The organism is Tsukamurella sp. NPDC003166 (assembly GCF_040611135.1).
GTDB lineage: Bacteria > Actinomycetota > Actinomycetes > Mycobacteriales > Mycobacteriaceae > Tsukamurella.
In genome coordinates this window covers 13,783-38,921 of record NZ_JBEXNL010000010.1, presented here as the reverse complement: position 1 = coordinate 38,921, position 25,139 = coordinate 13,783, and the positions used below count along the sequence as shown (strand labels likewise).

Here is a 25,139-nt window from a genome sequence, read left to right as displayed (position 1 = left end):
GCGTGACTTCCGCACGCTCCGATGCACGCACCGATCGCCGCTCCGACACCCCCGCCGAGCTGCCCGCCACGCTCGGCGAGCTCAGGGCCTCCGGCCACGTCTACCGGGGGATCAAGGACGAGCTCCGCAACAACCTGCTCACCGCGCTCCGGGCGGAGACGAACCCGTGGGACGGCATCCAGGGCTTCGACGACACCGTCATCCCGCAGCTCGAGCGGGCTCTGCTGGCCGGCCACGACGTGGTGCTGCTCGGTGAGCGCGGCCAGGGCAAGACCCGCCTGATCCGCACGATCGTCGGTCTGCTCGACGAGTGGACCCCGGTCATCGACGGTGCCGAGCTCGGCGAGCACCCGTACCACCCGATCACCCCGGCCTCGATCCGTCGCGCGCAGGAACTGGGCGACGATCTGCCCGTCGCGTGGAGGCACCGCGAGGAGCGCTACTCGGAGAAGCTGGCCACGCCGGACACCTCCGTCGGCGACCTGGTCGGCGACGTGGACCCCGTCAAGGTGGCGCAGGGCCGCAGCCTGGGCGATCCCGAGACCATCCACTTCGGCCTCATCCCGCGGGCGCATCGCGGCATCGTCGCCGTCAACGAGCTGCCGGACCTGGCCGAGCGCATCCAGGTGGCGATGCTCAATGTCATGGAGGAGCGTGACATCCAGGTGCGCGGCTACACGCTCCGCCTGCCGCTCGACGTGCTGCTCCTGGCGTCCGCGAACCCCGAGGACTACACGAACCGCGGCCGCATCATCACCCCGCTCAAGGACCGCTTCGGCGCCGAGATCCGCACCCACTACCCGCTGGACCTCGAGGACGAGGTCGCGGTCATCGAGCAGGAGGCGGACGTGGTCGCGTCCGTGCCGCAGTACCTCACCGAGGTGCTGGCGAGGTTCACCCGCGAGCTGCGCGAGTCGCCCGCCGTGGATCAGCGGTCCGGGGTGTCCGCCCGGTTCGCCATCGCGGCGCAGGAGACCATCGCCGCTGCGGCGCTGCACCGGGCGGCCGTCGGGGGCGAGGAGCTGCCGGTGGCGCGCCCCGTCGACCTGCTGACGGTGCCGGACGTGCTGCGCGGCAAGGTGGAGTTCGAGGCGGGCGAGGAGGGACGCGAGGTCGCGACCCTGGTGCACCTGCTGCGGCGCGCCACCGCCGCGACGATCGGTGAGTACCTGCTCGGCGTCGACCTGGGTCCGCTGGTGGACGCGATCGAGGCCGGCGGGCCGATCGTCACCGGCGACGACGTGACGGCCGCGGCGCTGCTCGAGAACCTGCCCGAGGTGCCCGTGCTCGCGGAGGTGTACCGGCGGCTCGAGGCCGAGTCGCCCGGGGAGCGCGCCGCCGCAGCCGAATTCGCGCTGGAGGGCCTGTACTTGGCGCGGCGGATCGGCAAGGAGTCCGACGACGAGGGGCAGACCGTCTATGGCTGATCGACCCCGTCGCGGGCAGGGGATGCGACGCGGACGACTCGCCCGGTACCGCCGGTACACCGGCGGGCCGGATCCGCTGGCCCCGCCGGTGGACCTGCGGGACGCACTCGACGAGATCGGTCGGGACGTGATGAACGGCGTTTCGCCGCGCCGCGCGCTGCAGGAGTACCTGCGGCGCGGCGGCGAGAACCGTCGCGGGCTGGACAGACTGGCGGAACTGGCTAACCGGCGGCGCCAGGAGTTGTTGCAGCGCAACAACCTCGGCAAGACCTTCGAGGACGTCCAGAGGTTGCTCGACGAGGCGGTGCTCGCGGAGCGCAAGGAGCTCGCGCGGGCGCTGGACGACGATGCCCGGTTCCAGGAGATGCGCTTGGCCGACCTGCCGCCGTCGGCGGCACAGGCGGTGCGCGAGCTGGGCGACTACCCGTGGCGCTCGCCCGAGGCCGCGCAGAAGTACGAGCAGATCCGCGATCTGTTGGGGCGCGAGCTGCTGGATCAGCAATTCGCCGGGATCAAGCAGGCGCTCGAGGGCGCGACCGACTCCGACCGCGCCGCGATCCAGAAGATGCTCGACGACCTGAACGCACTGCTGGACAAGCACAATTCCGGCTCCGCGACCCAGGAGGACTTCGAGGAGTTCATGGCCGAGCACGGCCAGTACTTCCCGGAGAACCCACGGAACATCGACGAGCTGATCGACGCGCTGGCCAAGCGGAGCGCCGCGGCCCAGCGGCTCTACAACAGCCTCACGCCCGAACAGCGCGCCGAGCTCGAGGAGCTGTCGCAGGCGGCCTTCGGCTCGCCGCAACTCTCCCAGGCGCTGAGCGACCTCACGGGCAAGCTCATGGACGCCCGTCCCGGCGAGGACTGGTACGGCAGCCAGGAGTTCGAGGGCGATCAGGGCATGGGCCTCGGTGACGCCACGCAGGCCATGCAGGACATCGCCGACCTGGAATCCCTGGCGGACCAGCTGAACCAGCAGTACAACGGCGCATCGCTCGACGACATCGACCTCGAGGCGCTGCAGCGCCAGCTCGGCGACGAGGCGGTGGCCGACGCGCGGACCCTCGCCGACCTGGAGAAGGCGCTGAGGGACCAGGGTTACTTCTCCCGCGACGCCGACGGCTCACTCCGCCTCTCGCCCAAGGCGATCCGGCAACTCGGCCAGTCGATCCTGCGGGATGTGGCGCACCGTCTGACCTCCCGCGGAGGCGAGCGGAACACCGCCCGCACCGGGGCGACGGGCGAGGCCACCGGCGCGAGCCGGGAGTGGCGGTTCGGCGACACCGAGCCGTGGGACGCCACCCGGACCGTGCTCAACGGCGTACTCCGGCAGGCCGCCTCCGGCACGGCGGGTCCGGTGGCACTCGACGCGCGCGACATCGAGGTGACCGAGACCGAGGCCCGCAGCCACGCGGCGGTCGCGCTGCTCGTGGACACCAGCTTCTCCATGGTCATGGAGGGGCGCTGGCTGCCGATGAAGCGCACGGCTCTGGCTCTGCACCAGCTGATCTCGACGCGCTTCCGCGGAGACGACCTGGCGCTCATCGGATTCGGCCGGTACGCGCGCACGCTGAGCGTGGGCGAGCTGACCGGGCTGGACGGCGCGTACGAGCAGGGCACGAACCTGCACCACGCACTCCAATTGGCGCAGCAGCACTTCCGTGCGCATCCGAATGCGCAGCCGGTGCTGCTCGTGGTCACCGACGGTGAGCCGACCGCCCATCTCGAGCGGAACGGTGAGCCCTTCTTCGACTACCCGCCGCACCCGCGGACCGTCGCGATGACGGTGCGCGGCCTGGACGCCGTCGCCGCACAGGGCGCCCAGATCACCGTCTTCCAGCTGGGTGACGACCCCGGCCTCACCCGCTTCCTCACCGCGGTGGTGCGGCGCGTGGGCGGCCGCCTCGTCTCCCCGGACCTCGACGGTCTGGGCGCGGCCGTGGTCAGTGATTACCTGGGCAGCCGCAAGCGGCGGTGATCACCGGATCGTCACTTCGGACCGCCCAGGTGGTCTCGCCCAGGCGCGGCACCCCCGCGGGCGCGGTCGACGGTGCCCGGCGAGAGGCCTCGCCGTCAGCGCGGGCAGAGCCAGTGGCGCGCCTCCTGGGCGATGTCGCCGCGGGCGCTGCCGCCGGCGCACACCTTGCGTCCGTCGCGGATCATCGCTGCGGCGTCGGTGATCTCGGTGCCCCGGGCGGCGACGGCGTTCAGGAACGCGTTCTCAGAGCGTGAGTAGGCCGCGTGCGGGGGTCGGCCGGCATCCCATCGGATGCCGCCGGGGCACAGCCACCGTCGGGCCTCCTGGGCGATGTCCTTGCGCGCCGACCCGCCACGGCACACCGTGTAGCCGTCCCGGAGCATCGCGGGGGCATCGGTGATATGGGTGCCTCGAGCGGAGACGGCGCCCAGGAACCCGTTCTCCGCGGGAGTGAATGCGGAGGCGGCACCCGGACTCGCGAACACCGTGACGGCGGCGACCGCGGCAACGGCCGCGGCACGCAGTGTTCTGTTCATCGTTCCTCCGATCGGTCGGGATGCACCGACTGTGCCACTCGGAGGGCGCGGGCGGCAGCCCTCCGGCCGGGATTCATCCGGTCGGAGGACGGGCCCGAACCGAAGCCGGCCTCCCCGCTGGAGCGCGGGGAGGCCGGATCGTCGAGGGTGGGGCGCCGCGTCAGAGCAGGCGGCCGACCACCGGGAGGCGCTTGAGGAGCAGTGCGATGCCGGTGGGCTGGTTCTTCTTCGGCGCGGGCTTGTCGGCCGTGGCCTCGTCCTTCGACGGTGCCTTCGTCTCCGGCTTCGTCTCGGCCTTGGCCTTGGGGGCGGCCTTCGGGTCGGCCTTGGGGGCGGCCGCGGGCTTCGTCGACTTCGCGTCGATGGAGGCGGGCGCCTTGCCCTTCGCCGCGGCGTCCTTCTGCGCGGCGATCGGGGTGATCTTGGCCTCCGACGCCTTGACCGGTGCCTTCTTGGCGGCCGGCTTGCTCGCGGAAGGCCTGCTCGCGGAAGGCTTGCTCGCCGCGGGCTTCGGCGCAGCGGTCTTCGCAGCTGCGGGCTTGGCGGCGGTCTTCGCGGGGGCCTTCGCGGCAGTGGCGGTCTTGGCCGGGGCCTTCTTCGCGGGCGCGGCCTTCTTGGCGGCGCTGCTCTTCGCTGCGGCGGGCTTCGCAGCGGCGGCGGCCTTGGCGGGCGCGGCGGGCTTCGCGGGCGCGTCGGGCTTCGCGGGCGCGTCGGCGGCACCGTCGAGGCCCAGGACGGACCAGGCGTCCTCCCAGGCGGCCACGGCGTCGGCGGTCACCACGAGGTTGGTGTTCGCGGTCAGGGTCTTGCCCGGGTTCTTGCCCTCGTAGCCGGCGGCGAGCTTGGCGACGTGCGCGGCGTAGTCGGCGGCGGAGACGATGGCGATCGGCGCACCGTCGGACAGGTCGACGAGCGCCCACGCGGTGACGGGCGCCTTGGCGACGGCCTCGCCCTTGCGGGCCTGCCAGGTGTCGCCCGTGGTGGCCTTGACGCGGAGCGTCTCGGTGCGGTCGGCTGCGGTCACGGTGACGAGCACAGTGCTCCCCTTCGTGGCGACCTCTGCCTTGCCCCCGCGGGCCTGAACGGCAGAGACGAACACCTCGACGGCGCGCTGAGCGGCGGTCTGAGCCATGGGTCTCTCCTGAGTGTGTGGTCGCGGCGCGCCGTACAGCGCACCGCTCGTGGTCTTATTAACCCACGAGTAAGATGTCGAACCCAAGCCGAAACGGGCGTCACAGGCGTAATGTGACCCGGTCGTTCGTCACATCCGTCAGGTGAGAAGAGCCGCGATCAGCATGATCGCCGGTATCGACAGCATCGTCGTGATAAGGCCGGAATCCCGCGCCAGGATCACGCCTCGGTTGTATCGCAGGCCGTAGACCAGCACGTTCTGCGCGGTCGGGAGAGCCGCGGTCACCGTCTGCGCGAACAGTGCGTGCCCCGTCTGGCCGAACAGGAAGCGCGCCATCGCCCATGCGACCACGGGCATTGCGATCATCTTGAGCGCGGTCGCCAGCGCGATGTCCCGACGGGGCGCCTCGCCCTTCTGCAGCACCCGCACCCCGCCCAGCGACAGCCCGAAGACGATCAGCGCCATCGGCACCGACGCGTCGCCGAGCAGTTTGACGGGGCTCATCAGCCAGTCCGGGGGATGCCACCGCGCGAGCGAGATCACGAGGCCGATCAGGGCGCCGACCACGATCGGGTTGAGCAGGGGAGTGGCGACGGTGCGCCAGATCGGCTGGGTCTTCTCGGGACTGTCCCGGAACTCGGCGACGTCGAGCATGGTCAGCGCGATCGTCGAGTAGATCAGGATCTGGAACAGCAGCAGCGGAGCCACGTACGAGGTGTCGTGCAGCACGAACACCGCGATCGGGATGCCCAGGTTCGACGAGTTGACGTAGCTCGCCGCGAGGGCGCCGATCGTCGCCTCGCCCATCGGCCGGCGCCGGAACGCCCGCACGATCACGTAGTAGATCGCGCCGATCACCAGTGCCGACCCCGCGCTCACCCACAGCCGCGAACTGAACAGCACCGTCACGTCGGTGGTCGCCAGCGCGTGCAGCAACAGGGCCGGGGTGAGCAGGTAGAACACCAGGAGCGAGAGCTGCTTCTCGGGCTGCTCGCCCAGGACGCCGACCCGGCCGACCAACCAGCCCGCCGCGATGATGATCGCGATCACGGCGAAGCCGGCCAGTACGGAGGTCACGGGCGAGAAGGTTACGCGCCCGAAGTATCGCGGTGTTTCGTCGCCCGGGCGCGGTCGATTTTCGCGGTGCGGCGCCCGCGATGTTCTGCGACGTCACCCCGCGGGTGGCGACTCTCGGATTCTGTCCGGATCGGGGGCAGCACGCTCGCCCCCTGGCCGACAGCGCAGCGCGGGGGACGGCGGCGCGGCGTGGGGGATGTCGTCGCCGCGTGGGGGACGGTCGGCCCCTCATGGGGAGCCGGTCGTCTGGAGGGGGAGCGATGTGGCCCGGGGGAGGTCGTCGCCGCGTGGGGGACGACGGTGCGGCGTGGGGGACGACGGGGCGGCGCGGGGGACGACGGGGCGCCCGCCCACCCGCGGTCCGTGTCCGCCCACCCGCGGCCTGCGTTGTCCGATCCGGACAGGATCCGAGAGTCCGCCTCCGCCGGGACTCGCTGACATCCGGCGCCGACTCGCCCGAGCCTCCGTCGCCCCCGGGCAACGAGCCTCGGCCTCCCCCGCACGCATCGTGCGGCGCTATTTCGTCGAGTACGGCAGCAACGCCATCTCGCGGGCGTTCTTCACCGCCAGCGCGAGCCGCTTCTGGTCCTGCGGCGACAGCCGGGTCACGGCGCGGGAGCGCAGCTTGCCGCGGTCGTTGAGGAAGGTCCGCAGGTAGGTGACGTTCTTGTAGTCGAGGGCACCGTCGGGCACGCGGACGAGGCCGCGGCGCGCGGCCGGGGCGCGTAGGGGCTTGCGTGCCATCACCAGCTCGACTTCCGGACGCCGGGCAGCTGACCGTCGTGCGCCATCTGCCGCACGCGCACCCGGGACAGGCCGAACTTGCGCAGGTGTCCGCGGGGCCGGCCGTCGGCGGCGTCGCGGTTGCGCACGCGCGTCGCCGAGCCGTCCCGCGGTAGCTTCGCGAGCGCGCTCACGGCCGCCGCACGGTCGTCCGGCGGCGTCGAGGGGTGCGCGATGACGCGCTTGAGCTCGGCGCGCCGCTCGGCGTGCCGGGCCACCAGGGCCTTGCGCCGCTCGTTGGCCGCGATCTTCGCCTTCGTCGCCATCAGCGCTCCTCGCGGAAGTCGACGTGCTGCCGGACCACGGGGTCGAACTTGCGCAGCACCATGCGGTCGGGGTCGTTGCGGCGGTTCTTCCGGGTCACGTACGTGTACCCGGTGCCGGCGGTGGACTTGAGCTTGATGATCGGTCGGATCTCGTTGCGGGCCATTTACAGCTTCTCCCCTCGGGACAGGATGTCGGCGACCACGGCGTCGATGCCGCGGCGGTCGATGGTCTTGATGCCCTTGGTGGACACCCGGAGCGTGACCGAGCGCCCGAGCGAGGGCACGTAGTAGCGGCGGCGCTGGATGTTCGGGTCCCAGCGGCGGTTCGTGCGCACGTGACTGTGCGAGACCCGCTTGCCGAAGCCGGGCGCGCGGCCGGTGACCTGGCAGTGTGCGGACATGGTCCTCCTTCTTGCGAACGGTTGTCGATAAGGTAACGTACTAGAAATGGGAATCATTTCCAACAGAACTCCAGTCCTGCTCCTCACCGGCTTCGGTGGGCAGGAGCGAGCCCTCGAGCTGGCCGAACCCGGCACCGTCGTCGTGCACCACGACCTATCGGGCCTGCGCGAGGGGCTGGTCGTCCGGTCGGAGGCCACCGTCCGGCCCGACGGCACGGCCGAGGAGCGCGTCGCTCTGCTCGAACTCGCCCACGGCTGCGTCTCGTGCACGCTGCGCGAGGACCTGCTGCCGTTGCTGCGCTCCCTGCGTCGTCGGCGGAACGTCCGGCGGATCGTGGTGCGCCTCGACCCGACTCTGGAGGCCGACGCGCTGCGGCATGCGATCGAGCACGTCGTCGTCGAGATGGTCGGCAGTGTGTCCGCTCCCGCGGCCCGCGACGTCGAGGTGGTCGGGACGATCGGCTTCGTCGACGGCGCGACCTGGCTCGACGACGCCCTCGGCGAGCAGGACCTCGGCGAGCGGTTCGCGGTGCCGGACGACGACGAGCGAACCGTCGCCCAGCTGGCCGTGGGGCACGCGCAGAACGCGGACCTGCTGGTGGTGACCGGCGACAGCCCGGACCCCGCCCGCCTGCGCGCCGTGCTGCGCCGCCTGGCGCCCGGTGCGCCGATCGCCCGCGAGCGGGTGCCGCTGGCCGGCCTGCTCCCACGGCTGGGAACTCCGCGCGCACCGATCGAGCCCTTCGGTCCGCTCCTGCCCGGCTGCCCGCCGCTCGACGCCGACGGCGACGTCCGCCTGATCGAGTTCAGCGCCCGCCGCCCGCTGCACCCCGGCCGCTTCCACGAGGCCATCGACGTGCTGCTCGACGGTGTCGTCCATGCGCGGGGCCGGATGTGGCTCGCCACCACGCCCGACGAGGCCTTCTGGCTGGAGTCCGCCGGGGCGGGGCTGCGCGTCGGGGCCGCCGGACGGTGGCTCGCCGCCGGCGGCGACGGCTCGCCCGAGCGGTGGGCGATGGCGTCGGCGGCGTGGGACGAGACGCACGGGGACCGTCGGACCGACCTGGTGGCACTGGTCGCCGGGGCAGACCCCGCGCAGATCACCGAGACCCTGCGGTGGGCCGAACTGACCCCCGCCGAATTCGCCGCCGGGCCGCCGGCGTGGGCCGGCTGGCACGACCCGTTCGGCGCGATGCACGCCGACCCGTGCGAGGACCTGACCCCCGACCAAGCGGCCGGGACACGAGAAGACGAGGAGATGTCATGAAGCAGGGAATCCACCCGGAGTACCGCCCCGTCGCGTTCCAGGACGCGTCGACGGGGAAGGTGTTCGTCACCCGGAGTACGGCGACGTCGGCGCGGACCGTCGAGGTCGAGGGCGAGACCTATCCGCTGATCGTCGTGGACGTCACCAGTGACTCGCACCCGCTGTGGACGGGCAAGCAGCGCCTCGTCGACACCGCCGGCCGGGTGCAGAAGTTCCACGAGAAGTACGCGCGTTTTGGCGGGCGGGCCGCGGGACGGTAGACTTCAGTGCTTGTGACGTTGGAAGCCTTCCGGGCTCGCGTCGAGAGCTTTTCTCATCAAGACCGATAGGAAGAATCATGGCTGTACCGAAGCGCCGTATGTCGCGGGCGAACACGCATGCTCGCCGCTCGCAGTGGAAGGCGAACAACCCCGAGCTGCAGGCCGTGCAGGTCGGCGGCCGCACCCACCTGGTTCCGCGTCGCCTCGTGCGCGCCGCGAAGCTGGGCCTGGTCGATCTCGACCGCCGCTAAGAACTGATCTTTCCGCAAGAGCGGGTCGGCCTGGTGCCGGCCCGCTCTTGAGGTGTATGCAAGCTCGTTAGGGGGGTTCCGTGCTGCTGGCGGTGCTGAACTACGCGGGTATCGCGGTGTTCGCCGCGTCCGGCGCGTTGATCGGCGTCCGCAAGCGGCTCGACCTGTTCGGCGTCTGGACGCTGGCCGCGCTCACCGGCGTGGGCGGCGGCGTCGCGCGCGACGTCCTGCTCGGCATCCACCCGCCCGCGTCCTTCCAGGGCTGGGAGAACCTCACCACCGCCACGATCGCGGCCGCCTTCGTCTTCGTGTTCCACCCGCAGTTCGGGCGGCTCAAGCTGTCGGTGGTCGTCCTCGACGCGATCGGCATGGGCGTGTTCTCCGCCGCCGGCGCGCTGACGGCCCTGCATCACGACGCGTCGCCCTTCGCCGCCGCGCTGATCGGCATCACCGCCGCGCTCGGTGGCGGCGTGCTGCGCGACATCCTCGTCAACGAGGTGCCGCTGCTCATCCAGGAGCGCGACCTCTACGCCATCCCCGCGCTCGCGGGGGCCGGCGCCACCGTGCTCGCCTCGTACTGGGGCGCCACCGACGCGCGGTCGCTCCTGGTCGGTGCCGTGCTGGCCACGGGCTTCCGGCTGCTCGCCCTGTGGCAGGGGTGGAGGGTGCCGGTCGCCCCCGAGAACGTCGCGCGCCAGTTCTACCGCGGGTGCCGCTGGCTGCTCCGGCGCTGACGGCCCGGCGGCTGTCCTTCGTTCGGACTAATCCACCCACGATCCGGCTGGTCACGCCCTCGGCCCACCTACCATGCAGGTTTCGAGTGGAGAGGCGTGCGATGAGTGATGCGGACCGTCGGGCAGGGGCGGACGGGTTCCGTGCGCGGCGACGAACGCAGGACCCGGCGCCGGCGGCCCGGCCTCCCGTTCCGCCGCAGCAGCCGTCCGTCTGGAGCGCGCCCGTCCCCCCGCCCGCGCCGCCCCGGCCGGTTCACCCGCACTCACAACCGCTGCAGCACCCGCAGCAGCAGGCACCGGTCCCACGGACGCATCCGCTGCCGCCCGCACCGCCGCCGCCCACCCCGTCGACGCCGGTCCTGCGTGCCGACTCGCCCGCGGCGGTCACCGTCGAACCGCCGGAACCGGGGGCCGACGACGCGACGTCCGGGCGGTCCCGTCGGAGGAAGCGGCGGCGCTACCGCGTACTCGCGGTGGCGCTCCTGGTGGTGGCGTTGCTCGTGGGCGGCGCCGCGGGCGGGTACTACCTGCAGAACGAGGTGTCCGCGCGCCGGACCAGCCCCGACCCCGCGGTGGTGACCGTGCCGCAGGCGGCGGCCGGGGGCGGTGAGGTCCGGATGCTCGACGTGCGGGGGATGGACGAGCAGGTGGCGCGGCAGGCCCTCATCGACCAGGGCGTCTCGGCCGATGTGATCAGCGTGCGGACCGAGCCCGCTGCGGGCTCCCCGGGCCGGGTGGTGTCGCAGACCCCTGCCGCGTCCACGCAGAACCCGCAGAAGGTCGAGCTGACGATCTCCGCGGAGGCGCGGATGCCGGTGGTGCTGGCGACCGACGGGCAGCAGACCTCGGTGACCCTGCAGAAGCTCGGCGCCCAGGTGACCATGGTGAGCCGGTACCAGCCCGGGGCACGCCCGGGCGATGTCATCGCGTCCGTCCCGGCGGCGGGTGCGGTGCTGCCGCAGGACGTGTCGCTGACCGTCGCCGAGGCCGGGTCGACGGTGCTGATGTCCAGCCAGCGGCTCGTGCGGGGGAGCTGCGACTCGGGGTCGTACTCGCTCAACGGCAAGGACTTCCCGAAGTCGACGGCGTGCGGTGTGAGCACCGATCCCGAGCTGTACGAATGGGTGACCAAGCGGGCCGTCGACGAGGTGGTGGCCACCGTCGGGATCGCGGACCGCGCCGACACCGACGGTGAGGCCCGGGTCGAGGTGCTGGCGGACGGCCGGTCCGTGGCCGTGGTGACCGCGCGGTACGGGGCGACGGAGAACCTCGTGGCGCCGGTCACCGGGGCCCTGCGTGTGGCGCTGCGGATCACCCGGATCAAGGGCAAGAGCACCGTCTACCCGGTGTTCGGCGACGGGCAGTTCCGTGGCAGCGCCGACATCGCACAGAAGCTGGCGGCGAACTGATGCGCCGCCTGGCCCTGCTGGTCGTGGCGTTGCTCCTGATCGTCGCGGCGCCCGCGGTCCTGCCTCCGCGCACGGCATCGGCGCCCGTCGCGGCCGCGCCGGACACATCGGCGGTGCTCATCGTTCTCGACCTGTCGTCGTCGATGAACTCCGACGACGGGACAGGCATCACCAAGCTGGACGGTGCCAAGCGCAGCCTGGTGAACCTGGTCAACAAGATGCAGCGCGGATCGAGGCTGGGGCTGTGGACCTATCCCGGGAAGTCCGATTCCTGTTCGGCGGGTGGGTACGAGCCGAACGCCGAGGTCAAGCCCGTACAGAACCCCTACGACATGGGGCTGACGATCAGTGGGCTGTCCGCGAACGGCGACACTCCGACGGGCGACGCGCTCAAGGCGGCGGCCGCGTCCGTGAAGGGGAACGAGAAGAACACCACGATCATGTTGGTCTCCGACGGCGAGAGCAACTGCAACAACGATCCGTGCGCGGTCGCGAAGGACCTGGCGGCGCAGGGCCTGATGCTGACCATCAACACGGTCGGCTTCCGCATCTCCGACCAGGGCAAGAAGGAACTCGAGTGCATCGCGGGCGCCACGAACGGCAAGTACATGTCGGTCGACGACTCGCAGCAGCTCGGCAAGGTGCTCTCGGCCGCGGCCGTCCCGGCCCTCGAGCTGACCACGACGGTGCCCGACACGGCGCCGACCGGCGGCACCGTCGACCTGTCCGCGACGGTGAAGAACGTCTCCGACAAGCCTGTCAGCGGGGTGCAGGTGGGCCTGCAGTTCCGGCTCACGGGTGATCCCGCGGCCGTCGCGCCGGCGGTGATCCCGCCGCGCTTCGACCTGGGCACGCTGGCGCCGGGGGAGTCGCTGACCCGGAAGTGGACCGTCCAGACGACGCCCGCCGGGAAGCCCGGGAACCTCAACTGGTCCATCGGGGCCTGGGGTGACACGACGGTGCCTCTGCGCAAGTCCGGCACGATCCGGTCGACGGATGAGCGGCTGACGGGGTCGGGGCCGATCCTCGAGATGATCATGAACTCGAAGCACAAGGCCGTCGTGATGGGCGACTCGTACAGCTCGGGCGAGGGCGGCGGCGACTACCTGGGCCGCGACGCGGACCACGCGGACATGTGTCACCGGAGCCCGCACACCTACGCGGCACAGCTGCTCGGCTCCGCGGATCGGGTGAACATCCTCGCGTGCAGCGGCGCGGTCATCGACGACATGCGGGATCCGCAGATCGAGCGGTACCCGATCGGGTCGGCGGCGCGGACCGGCCGCGGCCAGCTGAACATGCTCGACGCCGCGGCGGCCCCGTCGGCGGTCTTCCTGACGCTGGGCGGCAACGACATCAAGTTCGCCGATATCGCGAAGGCCTGCATCCTGAACGTCGCGGTGGACACGGACTGCTCGGCGGGCACCGGTCCGAACAGTCTCCCGACCACGGTGAACAACGGCCTCAAGACGATCGAGGGCCTCAATGTGATCTATCGGGATGTCTTCGCGCGAGCGAACACCCAGGCGAAACGCGCCGCGCGGGGCGGGGCCATCGCCCCGGTCATCGTGCTGCCCTACGTGATGCTGTTGCCCGAGACCGTGCGCGCGAAGTCCTGCGCGAACCTCAACGCGAACGAGATCCGGTTCCTCAACGACGTCGAGGAGCGACTGAACGCGAAGGTCCGCTACGAGGTGGAGCAGGCCCGGGCGGACACGGCGAACCCCGCCGAGGTGTACTTCGCGAGCGAGGTCGCCGATGCGTTCCGGCCGGTGGGAACGATGTGCGATACCGCGGGCAATGTCGTGACCGCGGCGGTGCTCGAGGGGGCGGTGTCGAACGCAGGGGACGCCGTCGCCACGGGATTGTTGGGGTGGGGAGCAACGAAGTCGGGTTTCGCGCAGGAACTCGCGCATCCTACGAAGGCGGGGTACGGCTCGATCGCGGAGGGGCTGCGGAAGTGGTCCCGGCACGCCCAGCGCACGACGGTGAACGGGGTCGCCGCGCCGTCCGTCGGGCTCTCCACCGCGAGCGCGGTCCCGGACCTCCGGATCGACCTCGGCACCCGGACCCGCCAGGGCGTGGACGCGGCGGGGAAGGCGATCGGGGACGGCGTCGCCGACCTCGGCCGGACGGTGCAGTCGAAGGCCGGCGACCTGATCGAGATGGTCGGAAAACTGCCGTCGTCGAAGCAGGTCTCGGTGCTGCCGGAGGCCGTGGGGCAGCTGCATTCGACGCCACGGATCGTGGGCACCACGGTCGTCGACCCGGAGGGCGCGTTCACGCTGCGGGTGCGGATCCCGGCGGATCTGCCGGCGGGGCGGCACGTGCTGGAGGTGTTCACGTTCGGCGACGGCGAGCCGGCGACGGGCTGGCGCATCCCGATCGTGGTGCGGTCCCCGCTGCCGTGGTGGCTGTCCGCCGCCGGGGGCGTCGCGGGCGCGGCTCTGCTCGGTTCGGCGGTGCTGTTCTGGCGGGCCCGGCGCCTGCGGGAGGCCAGGTAGCGCGGCTCCGCTCAGGCGGTCCGACGGTCCGCCGCCCGTTTCGTCCGGTACATCGCGGCGTCTGCGCAGGCGAGGAGGTCGTCGAGGCAGGCGACACCGTCGGCGATGCCGTGCGCGATCCCGGCGCTGGCCTGAACGGGGACGGGGTCGGCGGGGTCGAAGAGGCGGTCGCCGAGGTCGGCGGGCAGGTGATCGGCGACGACCGCGAACTCATCGCCGCCGATCCGGGCGACGAGGGCGTTTGCGCCGCAGACGGCTTGGAGCCGGCGCGCGGCCAGCTGCAGGACGTCGTCGCCGGTGGCGTGGCCGTAGGCGTCGTTGATGCGCTTGAAGTGGTCGAGGTCGATCACGGCGACGGCGACGTGGCCCGACCGGTTCCGGGTCACGGCGGTGAGCCCGCGCCGGTTGAGGAGGCCGGTCAGCTCGTCGAGCCGCGACAGTCGTTCCGAGGTCACGGCGTAGTGGCCGAGGCGATCCTTGCCCGCGAAGGTCAGCCAACCGAGTTGTGCGGCGGCGGCGACGGTGCCGAGGCTGATCATCAGGTCCGCGGGGCGAACGTCGTGGACCCGGGCGGCGACGACGGTCGTGAGGATCATGCACTGGATCAGGAAGCCGTACTGGATCAGCACGGCGACGCGGCCGTGCCAGGCGTACGCGTAGCAGACGGTGGCGAGCATCCAGGTCGTCTCCAGGAGCGCGACCAGCGTTGAGGGCGCTGCGTGGACCGCGATGAGCAGGCCGACGTTGCTGAACGCGAGGTACGCGAGTGACTCGTGGTAGCCGAGCGGGCGGCCAGTGGCGAACCGCGCCCCCCAGAGGAATCCGGGTACCGCCGCGATCAGGCTGAGGATCGCGGCGGGTGATCGGGCGTCGAGGGCGAGCAGTGCGATGGCGGTCCATCCGCCGAGCACGTACACGGCCGCCAGCAGTGACGCGGGGCGTTCGAGGCCGAGGCTGCGGATGAGGTTGAGGTTCTGCTGGTGGACCCGAGCGCCGTCGCGGTACATCCCGTGCAGGCGGACGAGGCGCGTGGCAGCACTGCGGTGGGCGAATCCTAGGGCTGAGGACACGAAGGAAGTGTATGCCAGTGCATCTGACATGCACCAATTAAGTGAACCGACGTTCCGGATTACCGGAGTCGCGCGTCATCGGGTCTCTTCAGCGAATTCCTAGCCTGCTTCGGTAAGACTGGTAGCCATGCGAATTCTGGTGGTCGACGACGACCGCGCGGTGCGGGAGTCCCTGCGGCGCTCACTGACCTTCAACGGGTACCAGGTGGACACGGCCGTGGACGGCCAGGACGCCCTCGATCACATCGCGGGCAACCGCCCCGACGCGGTGGTGCTCGACCTGAACATGCCCCGGCTCGACGGCCTCGAGGTGTGCCGTCGCCTGCGCAGCGCGGGCGACGACCTGCCGATCCTCGTGCTCACCGCGCGTGATGCGGTGAGCGACCGGGTCAGCGGGCTGGACGCGGGCGCCGACGACTACCTCCCCAAGCCCTTCGCGCTCGAGGAGCTGCTGGCCCGCATGCGCGCGCTGCTGCGCCGTGCGGCGCCGGACACGGGCGCGGACAACGAGGTGCTCACGTTCGAGGACCTGAGCCTCGACCCGGCGACCCGTGAGGTCTCCCGCGGTGAGCGCTCCATCAGCCTCACGCGCACCGAGTTCAGCCTGCTCGAGATGCTCATGGGCAACCCGCGCCGCGTGCTCACCCGCAGTCGGATCCTCGAGGAGGTGTGGGGCTACGACTTCCCGACCTCGGGCAACGCGCTGGAGGTGTACGTCGGGTACCTGCGCCGCAAGACCGAGGCCGACGGCGAGAGCCGCCTGATCCACACCGTGCGGGGCGTCGGGTACGTTCTGCGCGAGACCCCGCCGTGACGCCCGGGGGCGCTGCGTGACGGCGCGCATCCCGACGGTGTCCGGTCCCCTGCCCCGGCACGCCCGGCCGGAGGTCCGGGACAAGCGCCCCATGCGCGACCCGAACCCGATCACCCGCAATGTCAGCTTCCGCTGGCGGGTGACGCTGCTGGCCGCGGTGGTCGTGGGCATCACCGTCGCACTGATGGCGGCGTCGGCGTTCTTCGTGGTCAAGCGGGCCATGTACGCGGACGTCGACAACCGGCTGCACCAGCAGGTGGATTCGGTGGCGCCGGCGATGAGCTCGCCGGTCACGCAGTTCACCACGGTGATGATGATGCTCATGTTCCGGCCGGACATGTCGGTCAACCGCACGATGGTCGTCTATCCCGACGGGACGCCGTACCACTCCGGGCCCTCCGGGCAGGTCCCGATCGGCGACGACGAGCGCGCGGTGATCTCGGGCAAGCTCGAGCAGTCGCTGCGCTCGGTCGGCGACACCAGGGTCATGGCCCGGCGGCTGGACAACGGCGTCACGATCATCGTGGCCGAGGACCTGACGCCCACGAAGAACCTGCTCAGCGAGTTGGGGACGGTGCTCATCGTGGTCGGCGCGTGCGGCGTGATCCTCGCGGCGATCGCCGGCACCGCCGTCGCCCGCGGGGGCCTGCGACCGGTGCAGCGGCTCACCGAGGCGGCCGAGCGCGTGGCCAAGACCGACGATCTGGCACCGATCCCCGTGACCGGCCGTGACGAGCTGGCCCGGCTCACGATGAGCTTCAACGCGATGCTCCGCGCGCTCGCGGAATCGCGGGATCGGCAGGCGCGGCTGGTGGCCGACGCCGGGCACGAGCTGCGCACGCCGCTCACCAGCCTGCGGACCAATGTCGAGCTGCTGGTGGCGTCGAACCGTCCGGGGGCGCCGCCGATCCCCGCGGACGACATGAAGGAGCTGTCCGACGACGTGATCGCGCAGGTCGAGGAGCTGACCACACTGGTGGGCGACCTCGTGGACCTGGCCCGCGAGGACGCGCCGGAGGCGGTCAACGAGGAGGTCGATCTCGAGGAGGTCCTCGCCAAGGCGGTCGAGCGGGTGGAGCGACGCCGCCCGACGGTCCGCGTCGAGGTCGCGTCGTCGCCGTGGTTCGTCTACGGCGATCAGGCCGGCCTCGGTCGGGCGGTGATCAACGTGCTCGACAACGCCGCCAAGTTCTCGCCCGACGGTTCCGTGGTCCGCGTCTCGCTCGCGGAGACGGGCGTCGACCGGGCGGCGCTCACCGTCGCCGACAGTGGGCCGGGCATCCCGGAGGAGGACCGTGAGCTGGTCTTCGAGCGGTTCTACCGATCGATGGCGAGTCGTTCGATGCCCGGCTCGGGCCTCGGACTCGCGATCGTCAAACAGGTGATCGAGCGGCACGGTGGCAGCGTGGCGGTCGGTTCCGCCGACGGTGGCGGTGCCCTGGTCCGGTTCGAGATCCCCGGCAGCCCCGTGGCGGGCGGACGGGCCCCGCAGATCGTGCATCGGGAACCCCGCATGCGGCTGCTGCGGGGGAAGTGACAATCTGCTCACAGCGACCTCACAGACGGCGACTGCAGTCTTGGCGTGAGAAACGAAGGAGGGGCCTGACATGACCGAGGGTCCGCAGAATCCCTATCAGCAGGGACAGCAGCCGGGACAGCCAGCGCAGCAGCCCGGACAGTACCGGCCCACCCAGCAGTACTCGAACCCGTACGCGGCGGCGGGGTCCGGCGCACCGTCGGGCTACCCGGTGCCGGGCGGGGTGCAGACGGTGCCCCCGGCCCCGTCGGGCTCGCCCACGGGCGGGCCGAAGCTGGGCGCCCTGGTGGCGCTGGGCGTCGCGATCGCGCTGGTCGCGTCGCTGCTGTCGGTGACCGGGGCGTACCTGGTGTGGGGCAACGACTCCGCGAGCACGACGACGACCGTGTCCGGGGGAGCGGCACCGCCGGTCGTGAAGGGGTCGGTGCAGGAGGTGGCGCAGAACGTGCTGCCCGCCGTCGTGTCGATCGACAACCAGGCGGGGTCCTCGGAGTCCTCGGGCTCGGGTGTGGTGATCACCGCGGACGGCAAGATCGTCACGAACAACCATGTGATCGCGGGGAACGGCAAGCTCACCGTGTCCTTCTCGGACGGCAGCGTGAGCAACGCGGCGGTGGTCGGCGCGGATCCGGTGACCGACCTCGCGGTGATCCAGACGGACAAGCGCGACCTCAAGCCCCTGGCCTTCGCGGACAGCGGCAAGCTGACCGTGGGCCAGGAGGTCGTGGCCGTGGGTGCGCCGCTGGGGCTCGCGGGCACGGTGACCAGTGGCATCGTCTCGGCCCTCAACCGTCCTGTCGCGACGAGTGGCAAGGATTCCGACGAGGCGACCGTCGTCAATTCGGTGCAGACGGACGCCGCGATCAACCCCGGCAACTCCGGCGGTGCGCTCGTGGACATGGCGGGGCAGCTCGTCGGTATCAACTCGTCGATCGCGACGCTCGGATCGTCCCGGACCACGGGGCAGCAGAGCGGCAGTATCGGCCTCGGCTTCGCGATCCCGGCGAACCTGGTGCAGCGGATCAGCAAGGAGCTGATGGCATCGGGGAAGGCCTCGCACGCCGCGGTGGGCGTCCAGGTGGACCCGCGGCAGACGTCGGTCACCCGGCCCGGGGCCCTGGTCGCGGGGGTGTCGGCGACGGGCGCCTTCGGTCGCGCGGGCATCCCCACGGGCGCGCTCGTGACGAAGATCGACGATCTGCAGATCACCGACGGCTACGGATTGATCGGGGCCGTGCGCTCGTACCCCCCGGGGGCTACCGTGACCATCACGTACCTCGAGAGCGCGAGCAGTACGAGTCCGGTGTCCAAGCAGGTGACGCTCGATAAGTTGGACAAATGATGCGAGGAGTGGACATGACCGCAGCGGATTGGCCGGAGGACGAGGTGCTCGACGTGTCGACGCTCGACGAAGCGGCGCTCGACGGTGCCGGGGTGATCGGTCGCGCGCTCGTGGTGGTCGTCGACGACCACGTGCAGCCGGGCGTCCCGAACGCCGGAAAGTCAGTGGGGTCGCTGGTGACCGAACTGCTGGAGGAGGCGGGCTTCGAGGTGGACGCCGTGGTCGTGGTCCCCGCGGAGGAGGTGGACGTGCGCAACGCGCTCAACACCGCGGTGATCGGCGGCGTGGACCTGGCGGTGACCATCGGCGGTGTCGGCGTGGGCGCCCGCGACGTGACGCCGGAGGCCACCGAGGACATTCTGGACAAGAAGTTGCCGGGCATCTGCGAGGCGCTGCGCTCGTCGGGCTTGGCGGCCGGCGCCACCGACGCGGGGCTCTCGCGCGGCCTGGCCGGCGTGTCCGGCAGCACCGTGGTGGTGAACCTGGCCAGCTCGCGCGCGGCGATCCGGGACGGCATGGCCACGCTCACCCCGCTGGCCACCCACGTGATCCGGCACATCGCCGGTGGAGACGACCAGGCCCGGTGACCGAGGGCACTGACAGTCGGTCCGGCGGGCCCGGGCCCCGGAAGTACTCCGCGCGCGACATCGCGCGGATCTTCGGGGACGTTCTGCCCGCGCAGACCAAGGACGACATGTCCGACGATGCCGCATCCCGCTCGGGTGCGGCATCGCCCGTTTCCAGGTCCGACGGTGACGCGACCGAGCGCTGGTATCGCGAGAACCGTCCGCCGCACCACGGGGGCTGACCCGCTCGACCGTTCTGCGCTGCGAACCGTGTAAGGTTTTGCATTAGCGCTAGCAGTGTGACGAAGGACACAGTCGTGCGGACTGACGGTCAGGTTACGGGACCGGGTTGCCTGAGTGAACTCTCAGGGGAAGCCTACCCTTACCGGACCGCTGGTCAGGGCGTAGTTACCGGTGAGTATGTCCTAAGAAGTCCTGGTTGCGACCTCGAAGCTGGTTTCTGATTGAGAATTACATGTTTCGAAAGATACGATTAACGAAGATCGAAACCGTTGCGGACTGTCGAAACCTGAGGATATGCTGCGCGGGAACCGAAGGTCGACGTAGATCTCCGGGGAAACGACAGTGGTCGCGTGCTGAGACAATGCGCGGGATTCGGTAGGCGGCTGGGTGAGCTGCCACGCCGGCGGTCCTGATCGGGGCGTCACTCCACAGATTCCTGGTGAGGGGAACGAATGAGCAAGATGAGCAAGGTCGCAATGCGCGCAGGCGTCGTTGCGGTCGCGGTGGCAGCTGCTGCCTCGGTCGCTGCGGGTTCGGCTGGTGCTGCGCCGCTGCCGAACGGTCAGAAGACGGTCGCTGCGCCTGAGGGGTGGAGTGTCGTTCTGAAGTCGACGGGTAACTCCTTCTCGATCCAGCCTTCGCTGGCTACTGCGCAGACGCGGACGGTGTGGGTGACTACGACCGGTGCGGTGGATGTGAAGCCTGCTGCTGGTGTGAAGGATATCCAGGGCAAGCTGGGTGTTGGTGTCGTGTCGGGTTGCCAGTTCCCGGGTGCGATTGGTGGTTCGGTGGGTGTGACCGGGCCGGGTGCGTCTGCGGGACTGGGTGGTTCGGGTTCGCCGAGTGCGAGTTTGTCTCTGGGTGGTGTGTCCGTTGGTTTGGATGTGCCGTTGAGCCCGGGTTCGACCTCGTCGGTGACGGGTTTCGGTCGTGGTGATCAGCCGAACTCGTTGGATTCGATCAAGTTCTCGAAGGCTGGTACGTACACCGTGGGCCTGAAGAACTACGACCTGAATTACGGCAACTGCAGTGGCTATGCGCAGGCTCGCGTTGTGACGTGGGTGGAGATCAAGGGCAGTAATCGTATTCAGGGCTTCCTGTACGGTGCGCCCTTCAGCATGGGCTAAGCCCACACCCCAAACCCACTCTTGCCCGTCTCGGGCTGACTAATCACGAAGGACATCATGAAGAACCTCGCAATCCGCGGCGCTGCCGTCGCGGCTGTTGCTGGCGTTGCGCTCGGCGCGGCCGCCACCGGCGTCGCGAACGCCGATACGTTCATCCCCCTGCCCGGCGAGTCCGTTACGCAGAAGATCGGCGACGGCTCAATCACCATCTCGCTTGGTAAGAACAGTGCGCTGCTGTCGCCCGGTATGGTGGCGCTGCCGACCACGCGCAACGCTTGGGTGTCGGGCGCCCTCTCCGCCAAGCTCACCGGCACCAAGCCCAGCGGGGGCTCGATTCAGGCCGGCTACGTTGTTGGTTGCCAGGTGCAGATCGGTTCGGCGAAGCTCAGTGTCGGTTCAAGTGCGACCGGTCCGGTTTTCTCGTCCAAGACGGACGACGCCAAGATCGCCGGTGTGAGCGGTTCGACGGGTGCGACCTTGTCGCTGGCCGCCGGAACAATCGGTACGCAGGCGCTGACCTTCGACCGCAAGAAGTGGCCGAAGCCGGGCGATGAGATCAGCCCGAGCTGGAATGTGCCGAGCCAGAGCTACGACTTCGACGGTGCCTCCGGCTCGCTTTCGTGGGCGGACCAGACCATCGGTGTCGATGGCTGCGGCGGCTACGCGCAGGCACGCTTCTACGCCTACGTGACCGGCAAGGTCGGCAACAACGAGGGCACTGCGGTGCTCTGGGGCAAGCCCTTCACGCTGGGCTGATAGGCAGAGAACTTCGATGACGACACGGGGTCGACGCCGATGAGGCGTCGGCCCCGTGTCTTCTTATTCGCTGTCCTTACTAGGACTTTACTTTGATCGCGTTCGTGGGATGATTGCCCCGGGCACGATGTCGGCGAAGCCGATGAATCAGCTGAGTGAGTTTGGCGGGTCCAACCCGGTGCGAACACTCGGCACTAACCTTGAGGGGAACAAACAATGAATCGACGGAGAGCGTCCATCGCCGCGGTGGTTACTACCGCTGCCCTCGTTGCGACACCGACCTTGGCGTCTACCGCCAACGCTGAGCTGTCGCCCACCAACATCCTGAACGTTCTGGGCGCACCGCTGCAGAACGCCAACCAGGTCATCAAGGCTGGCGTGGTCCAGACCGGCGATCTCAATGACGACGGCAGCCCGAAGACGACAAACCTGCCCAATGCGCTCTTCGCGACACTGGTCAACCAGGGCGGAACCGGCAACACGGCCGAACTGCAGAAGCGTCTGAAGAGCTATCTCGACCAATCGACCGCCAGTTTCGGTTCGCTGCCGACTAAGGTCGTCGGCTACGACGTGGCAGCGATCAGTGCGCTGTTCGCTCCGGCCGCTAAGCCGCTGGCGTTGCAGACGGTGTCGGCTGGCCCCGCGGCTGCCCCGAGCCTCGGATCGGCGCTCGATGTCCTCGGCCTCCCGCTGCAGCTCGCCACGAATGCGCTGCAGACGTTCAACGTCGAGTTGCGCGACGCCAAGGGCCAGCTCGTCCTCGACAAGGACAAGAAGACGACCCAGACGAACGTTGTGAACGCGATCTTCAAGGCCGTGGTTGATTTCGGTGCCACCGGTCAGTGGGGAGCGCTGGCGAACAATGTGAGCCTTTACCTGGCGCAGTTCGGCGCAAACGTCGCGTCGGGCGGCTTCGTCTCGCAGAAGCCCAAGGAAGTCGTGACGCCTTCAGTGGCGACGGTCCAAGTTCAGTCGCTGACCGTAGCGGCGAAGGATACGCCGAAGTCGAGCCCCGCCGACGCAGGTCTCGTCGGTGACCTGCTCAACGTGGCCGGGATTCCGCTCAACAACGTGAATCAGGCGATTCAGTCGTTCGTCGTTGTGATCGGCCAGGACAAGGACGGCAATGACATCAAGACGAATGTCGTCAACGCCGTGTTCAAGGCGGTCGTGGATCTTGGACTGACCGGCCAGTGGGGCAAGCTTGCTGACACCGTGACGGGCTACGTGGCTACCGCCGCCAAGCAGGTTGCGGACCTCCCCGGCAAGGTGCTCGCCTACGACACGACCGCGATCGGCAATGTGTTCAACGGTGGCCTTGCGCCGGTTCCGGCTCCGAAGACCGTTCCGTCGGGCGACGCCCTTCCGACGAGCACCAAGTCGCTCACGCTGCGCACCGCCTCCTCGGGGTCGGGCTCTGAAGGCGGTCTGGGCACCGGGTCCTCACCGGCGGATGTCGCTCCGTCCGAGGCGCCGACCGTTTCGCAGCAGCCGCCCGCGACGACTGGCTCCAAGGGCAAGGGTGTTGACCTGTTCGAGAAATTTGCTGACGCGCTGGGCGGCAAGGGCGGGCCGGCGTCCGGTGGTGGTACGACCGGTGGTGGTACGACCGGTGGTGGTACGACCGGTGGTGGTACGACCGGTGGTGGTACGACCGGTGGTGGTACGACCGGTGGCGGTACGACCGGTGGCGGTACGACCGGTGGCGGTACGACCGGCGGCGGTACGACCGGCGGCGGTACGACCGGCGGCGATGCTTCGAACGGTGGGACGACTGGCGGCGCGGCGTAGCTGACGCCTGTCTCCACCGACGAGGGGGTGGTCATCCGAAGGGATGACCACCCCCTCGTCGTCTCCGCTCGGTGATGGATCATGTGTCCCAGCGATCGGTTTGTTGCATCGCTGTTACGGCGCCAGCGGCGCGGACGAGAAACTGATTAACAATTCTTGGCGTCTGTTAAGGTCTCGCCACGAAGTTGCACCGGGTGCGGCGCGGGAACTACCGTGCATCTACGCCGCTCGCGCTACGGTCTCACCGGTTGACCTGCGAATGTATTGCAAGTCGTTCATACTTGCGTTCCTTCTGGGCGCCTGAGAGGTTGCTGGCAATGAGGAGAGTTTTCACGCTCAGGCGAGTGGCGCGTGACAAGCATGTACTGACCATGAAACGAGGGCGATGGTGAAGGCGAAACTGAAACCGAGTGTAGGGCGCGCATGTGTCGTTGCGGTCGCGGTGGCAGCTGCTGCCTCGGTCGCTGCGGGTTCGGCTGGTGCTGCGCCGCTGCCGAACGGTCAGAAGACGGTCGCTGCGCCTGAGGGGTGGAGTGTCGTTCTGAAGTCGACGGGTAACTCCTTCTCGATCCAGCCTTCGCTGGCTACTGCGCAGACGCGGACGGTGTGGGTGACTACGACCGGTGCGGTGGATGTGAAGCCTGCTGCTGGTGTGAAGGATATCCAGGGCAAGCTGGGTGTTGGTGTCGTGTCGGGTTGCCAGTTCCCGGGTGCGATTGGTGGTTCGGTGGGTGTGACCGGGCCGGGTGCGTCTGCGGGACTGGGTGGTTCGGGTTCGCCGAGTGCGAGTTTGTCTCTGGGTGGTGTGTCCGGTGGTTTGGATGTGCCGTTGAGCCCGGGTTCGACCTCGTCGGTGACGGGTTTCGGTCGTGGTGATCAGCCGAACTCGTTGGATTCGATCAAGTTCTCGAAGGCTGGTACGTACACCGTGGGCCTGAAGAACTACGACCTGAATTACGGCAACTGCAGTGGCTATGCGCAGGCTCGCGTTGTGACGTGGGTGGAGATCAAGGGCAGTAATCGTATTCAGGGCTTCCTGTACGGTGCGCCCTTCAGCATGGGCTGATTTGCCCGTTTCTTTGGGCGGCAGCCCTCATTGTAAGGATGGACTACATGACAAATATATTTCGACGCACGGTTGCCGGATGTGCGATCGCAGCCGTCTGTTCCACGGCAATCGTGGGAACTGCGCATGCGGACACTTTCATTCCTCTGAAGAATGTGTCGGTGACCCAGAAGGTTGGGGCGGGCACCATCACCATCACCGTCACGCGGCAGTCTGCGAGGCTTTCACCGGGAATGGTCGCCTTGCCGACTACGCGCAATGCGTGGGTGTCGGGCGCGATCGAGGCGAAGGTTTCCGGCGCGGACGCGAGCGGTGGCTCGATTGAGGCGGGGTATGTCGTCGGCTGTCAGGTCGCGATTGGCGACGCAGGCCTGTCGATCTCGGGTGGCGCCAACGGCCCGGTACTCGCGTCGAGTAGCGATGATGCATCGATCGCCGGGACCTCGGCGTCCACCGGCGCGTCCCTCAAGCTGGCCGCTGGCACGATCGGCAATCAGTCGCTGACCTTTGATCGCAAGTCGTGGCCGAAGCCTGGTGACGAGATCAAGCCCGATTGGAATCAGCCCTCCACGAGCTACGACTTCGAAGGCAAGGGCGGTTCGCTGTCGTATGCCGACCAGACCATTGGTGTCGACGGCTGCGGCGGCTATGCCCAGGCCCGACTCTATGTCTACGTCGCCGCGCAGATCGGTGACCACGAGGGCACCGCGGTGCTTTGGGGCCCGACCTTCACCCTGGGCTGACACCGCGCCCTCGGCGCACCGTCGGCCCAAAGGAACGGAGGCCGGCTTCCCACACG

General features: G+C 69.6%; 26 protein-coding genes. 18 read left to right on the top strand and 8 right to left on the bottom strand.

Annotated elements, in window-relative coordinates; all coding sequences use genetic code 11:
- Positions 1-2 precede the first annotated feature (2 nt).
- Positions 3-1,427 (top strand): sigma 54-interacting transcriptional regulator, encoded by a 1,425-nt coding sequence (locus ABZX10_RS13055; RefSeq protein WP_355539949.1) that lies wholly within the window; start codon positions 3-5, stop codon positions 1,425-1,427.
- Positions 1,420-3,408: a VWA domain-containing protein gene (locus ABZX10_RS13050; RefSeq protein ID WP_355539946.1), complete on the top strand. Its 1,989-nt coding sequence runs from the start codon at positions 1,420-1,422 to the stop codon at positions 3,406-3,408. Before ABZX10_RS13055 ends, ABZX10_RS13050 begins: the two co-directional genes overlap by 8 nt.
- A gap of 95 nt (positions 3,409-3,503) precedes the next feature.
- Here ABZX10_RS13050 and ABZX10_RS13045 read toward each other — a convergent pair whose 3' ends face one another.
- The 7 genes from ABZX10_RS13045 to rpmB all read right to left on the bottom strand — a co-directional run bounded on the left by ABZX10_RS13045 (position 3,504) and on the right by rpmB (position 7,603).
- A complete protein-coding gene (locus ABZX10_RS13045; RefSeq protein ID WP_355539943.1) occupies positions 3,504-3,944 on the bottom strand; it encodes a hypothetical protein in 441 nt (146 codons plus the stop codon).
- 160 nt (positions 3,945-4,104) lie between these two features.
- A complete protein-coding gene (locus ABZX10_RS13040) occupies positions 4,105-5,076 on the bottom strand; it encodes a hypothetical protein (protein ID WP_355539940.1) in 972 nt (323 codons plus the stop codon).
- Between the two features lie 138 nt (positions 5,077-5,214).
- Complete coding sequence (locus ABZX10_RS13035) at positions 5,215-6,153, bottom strand: AEC family transporter (protein ID WP_355539937.1); 939 nt, start codon at positions 6,151-6,153, stop codon at positions 5,215-5,217.
- Positions 6,154-6,669: 516 nt separating this feature from the next.
- Complete coding sequence (gene rpsR, locus ABZX10_RS13030; protein ID WP_355539934.1) at positions 6,670-6,897, bottom strand: 30S ribosomal protein S18; 228 nt, start codon at positions 6,895-6,897, stop codon at positions 6,670-6,672.
- Positions 6,897-7,202 (bottom strand): 30S ribosomal protein S14, encoded by a 306-nt coding sequence (rpsN, locus tag ABZX10_RS13025; RefSeq protein ID WP_355539931.1) that lies wholly within the window; start codon positions 7,200-7,202, stop codon positions 6,897-6,899. Before rpsN ends, rpsR begins: the two co-directional genes overlap by 1 nt.
- A complete protein-coding gene (rpmG, locus tag ABZX10_RS13020) occupies positions 7,202-7,366 on the bottom strand; it encodes a 50S ribosomal protein L33 (RefSeq protein ID WP_355539928.1) in 165 nt (54 codons plus the stop codon). Before rpmG ends, rpsN begins: the two co-directional genes overlap by 1 nt.
- A complete protein-coding gene (rpmB, locus tag ABZX10_RS13015) occupies positions 7,367-7,603 on the bottom strand; it encodes a 50S ribosomal protein L28 (protein WP_068747083.1) in 237 nt (78 codons plus the stop codon).
- A 55-nt stretch (positions 7,604-7,658) separates the two neighbouring features.
- On the opposite strand from rpmB, the gene ABZX10_RS13010 reads away from it, so the two are divergent.
- The 6 genes from ABZX10_RS13010 to ABZX10_RS12985 all read left to right on the top strand — a co-directional run bounded on the left by ABZX10_RS13010 (position 7,659) and on the right by ABZX10_RS12985 (position 14,028).
- Positions 7,659-8,870 carry a GTP-binding protein gene (locus ABZX10_RS13010; RefSeq protein WP_355540300.1) on the top strand — a complete coding sequence of 404 codons (1,212 nt, stop codon included), beginning with the start codon at positions 7,659-7,661 and terminating at the stop codon, positions 8,868-8,870.
- Entirely contained in the window at positions 8,867-9,130 is a 264-nt protein-coding gene (locus tag ABZX10_RS13005; RefSeq protein ID WP_355539924.1) for a type B 50S ribosomal protein L31, read from the top strand. Before ABZX10_RS13010 ends, ABZX10_RS13005 begins: the two co-directional genes overlap by 4 nt.
- Positions 9,131-9,207: 77 nt before the next feature.
- Positions 9,208-9,381 carry a 50S ribosomal protein L32 gene (gene rpmF, locus ABZX10_RS13000; RefSeq protein WP_013127873.1) on the top strand — a complete coding sequence of 58 codons (174 nt, stop codon included), beginning with the start codon at positions 9,208-9,210 and terminating at the stop codon, positions 9,379-9,381.
- Between the two features lie 80 nt (positions 9,382-9,461).
- The gene (locus ABZX10_RS12995) at positions 9,462-10,115 is read left to right on the top strand and encodes a trimeric intracellular cation channel family protein (RefSeq protein WP_355539919.1); all 654 of its coding nucleotides are present in this window, start codon (positions 9,462-9,464) and stop codon (positions 10,113-10,115) included.
- A 101-nt stretch (positions 10,116-10,216) separates the two neighbouring features.
- The gene (locus ABZX10_RS12990; protein ID WP_355539916.1) at positions 10,217-11,524 is read left to right on the top strand and encodes a PASTA domain-containing protein; all 1,308 of its coding nucleotides are present in this window, start codon (positions 10,217-10,219) and stop codon (positions 11,522-11,524) included.
- Positions 11,524-14,028, top strand: coding sequence for a VWA domain-containing protein (locus ABZX10_RS12985; RefSeq protein WP_355539913.1), 2,505 nt, complete (start codon positions 11,524-11,526; stop codon positions 14,026-14,028). The genes ABZX10_RS12990 and ABZX10_RS12985 overlap by 1 nt, the downstream gene beginning before the upstream one ends.
- A gap of 11 nt (positions 14,029-14,039) precedes the next feature.
- Here ABZX10_RS12985 and ABZX10_RS12980 read toward each other — a convergent pair whose 3' ends face one another.
- Positions 14,040-15,098 carry a GGDEF domain-containing protein gene (locus ABZX10_RS12980; protein ID WP_355539910.1) on the bottom strand — a complete coding sequence of 353 codons (1,059 nt, stop codon included), beginning with the start codon at positions 15,096-15,098 and terminating at the stop codon, positions 14,040-14,042.
- A gap of 127 nt (positions 15,099-15,225) precedes the next feature.
- Between ABZX10_RS12980 and ABZX10_RS12975 the strand changes: the two genes are divergently transcribed.
- The 10 genes from ABZX10_RS12975 to ABZX10_RS12930 all read left to right on the top strand — a co-directional run bounded on the left by ABZX10_RS12975 (position 15,226) and on the right by ABZX10_RS12930 (position 25,083).
- Positions 15,226-15,912 carry a response regulator transcription factor gene (locus tag ABZX10_RS12975; protein ID WP_355539907.1) on the top strand — a complete coding sequence of 229 codons (687 nt, stop codon included), beginning with the start codon at positions 15,226-15,228 and terminating at the stop codon, positions 15,910-15,912.
- 91 nt (positions 15,913-16,003) lie between these two features.
- Complete coding sequence (locus tag ABZX10_RS12970) at positions 16,004-17,449, top strand: HAMP domain-containing sensor histidine kinase (RefSeq protein ID WP_355540297.1); 1,446 nt, start codon at positions 16,004-16,006, stop codon at positions 17,447-17,449.
- 70 nt (positions 17,450-17,519) lie between these two features.
- A complete protein-coding gene (locus tag ABZX10_RS12965; protein WP_355539904.1) occupies positions 17,520-18,791 on the top strand; it encodes a trypsin-like peptidase domain-containing protein in 1,272 nt (423 codons plus the stop codon).
- Positions 18,792-18,805: 14 nt separating this feature from the next.
- Positions 18,806-19,378, top strand: a complete 573-nt coding sequence (locus tag ABZX10_RS12960) for a molybdopterin-binding protein (protein ID WP_355539901.1) — start codon at positions 18,806-18,808, stop codon at positions 19,376-19,378.
- Complete coding sequence (locus ABZX10_RS12955) at positions 19,375-19,599, top strand: hypothetical protein (protein ID WP_355539898.1); 225 nt, start codon at positions 19,375-19,377, stop codon at positions 19,597-19,599. Before ABZX10_RS12960 ends, ABZX10_RS12955 begins: the two co-directional genes overlap by 4 nt.
- 453 nt (positions 19,600-20,052) lie before the next feature.
- Entirely contained in the window at positions 20,053-20,727 is a 675-nt protein-coding gene (locus tag ABZX10_RS12950; protein WP_355539895.1) for an MspA family porin, read from the top strand.
- Positions 20,728-20,784: 57 nt separating this feature from the next.
- Positions 20,785-21,483, top strand: a complete 699-nt coding sequence (locus ABZX10_RS12945) for an MspA family porin (RefSeq protein WP_355539892.1) — start codon at positions 20,785-20,787, stop codon at positions 21,481-21,483.
- A gap of 282 nt (positions 21,484-21,765) precedes the next feature.
- Positions 21,766-23,274: a hypothetical protein gene (locus tag ABZX10_RS12940; RefSeq protein WP_355539889.1), complete on the top strand. Its 1,509-nt coding sequence runs from the start codon at positions 21,766-21,768 to the stop codon at positions 23,272-23,274.
- A gap of 388 nt (positions 23,275-23,662) precedes the next feature.
- On the top strand, positions 23,663-24,340 hold the full coding sequence (locus tag ABZX10_RS12935; RefSeq protein ID WP_355539886.1) for an MspA family porin: 678 nt from the start codon (positions 23,663-23,665) through the stop codon (positions 24,338-24,340).
- Between the two features lie 161 nt (positions 24,341-24,501).
- On the top strand, positions 24,502-25,083 hold the full coding sequence (locus ABZX10_RS12930) for an MspA family porin (protein WP_355539883.1): 582 nt from the start codon (positions 24,502-24,504) through the stop codon (positions 25,081-25,083).
- Positions 25,084-25,139: the final 56 nt, after the last annotated feature.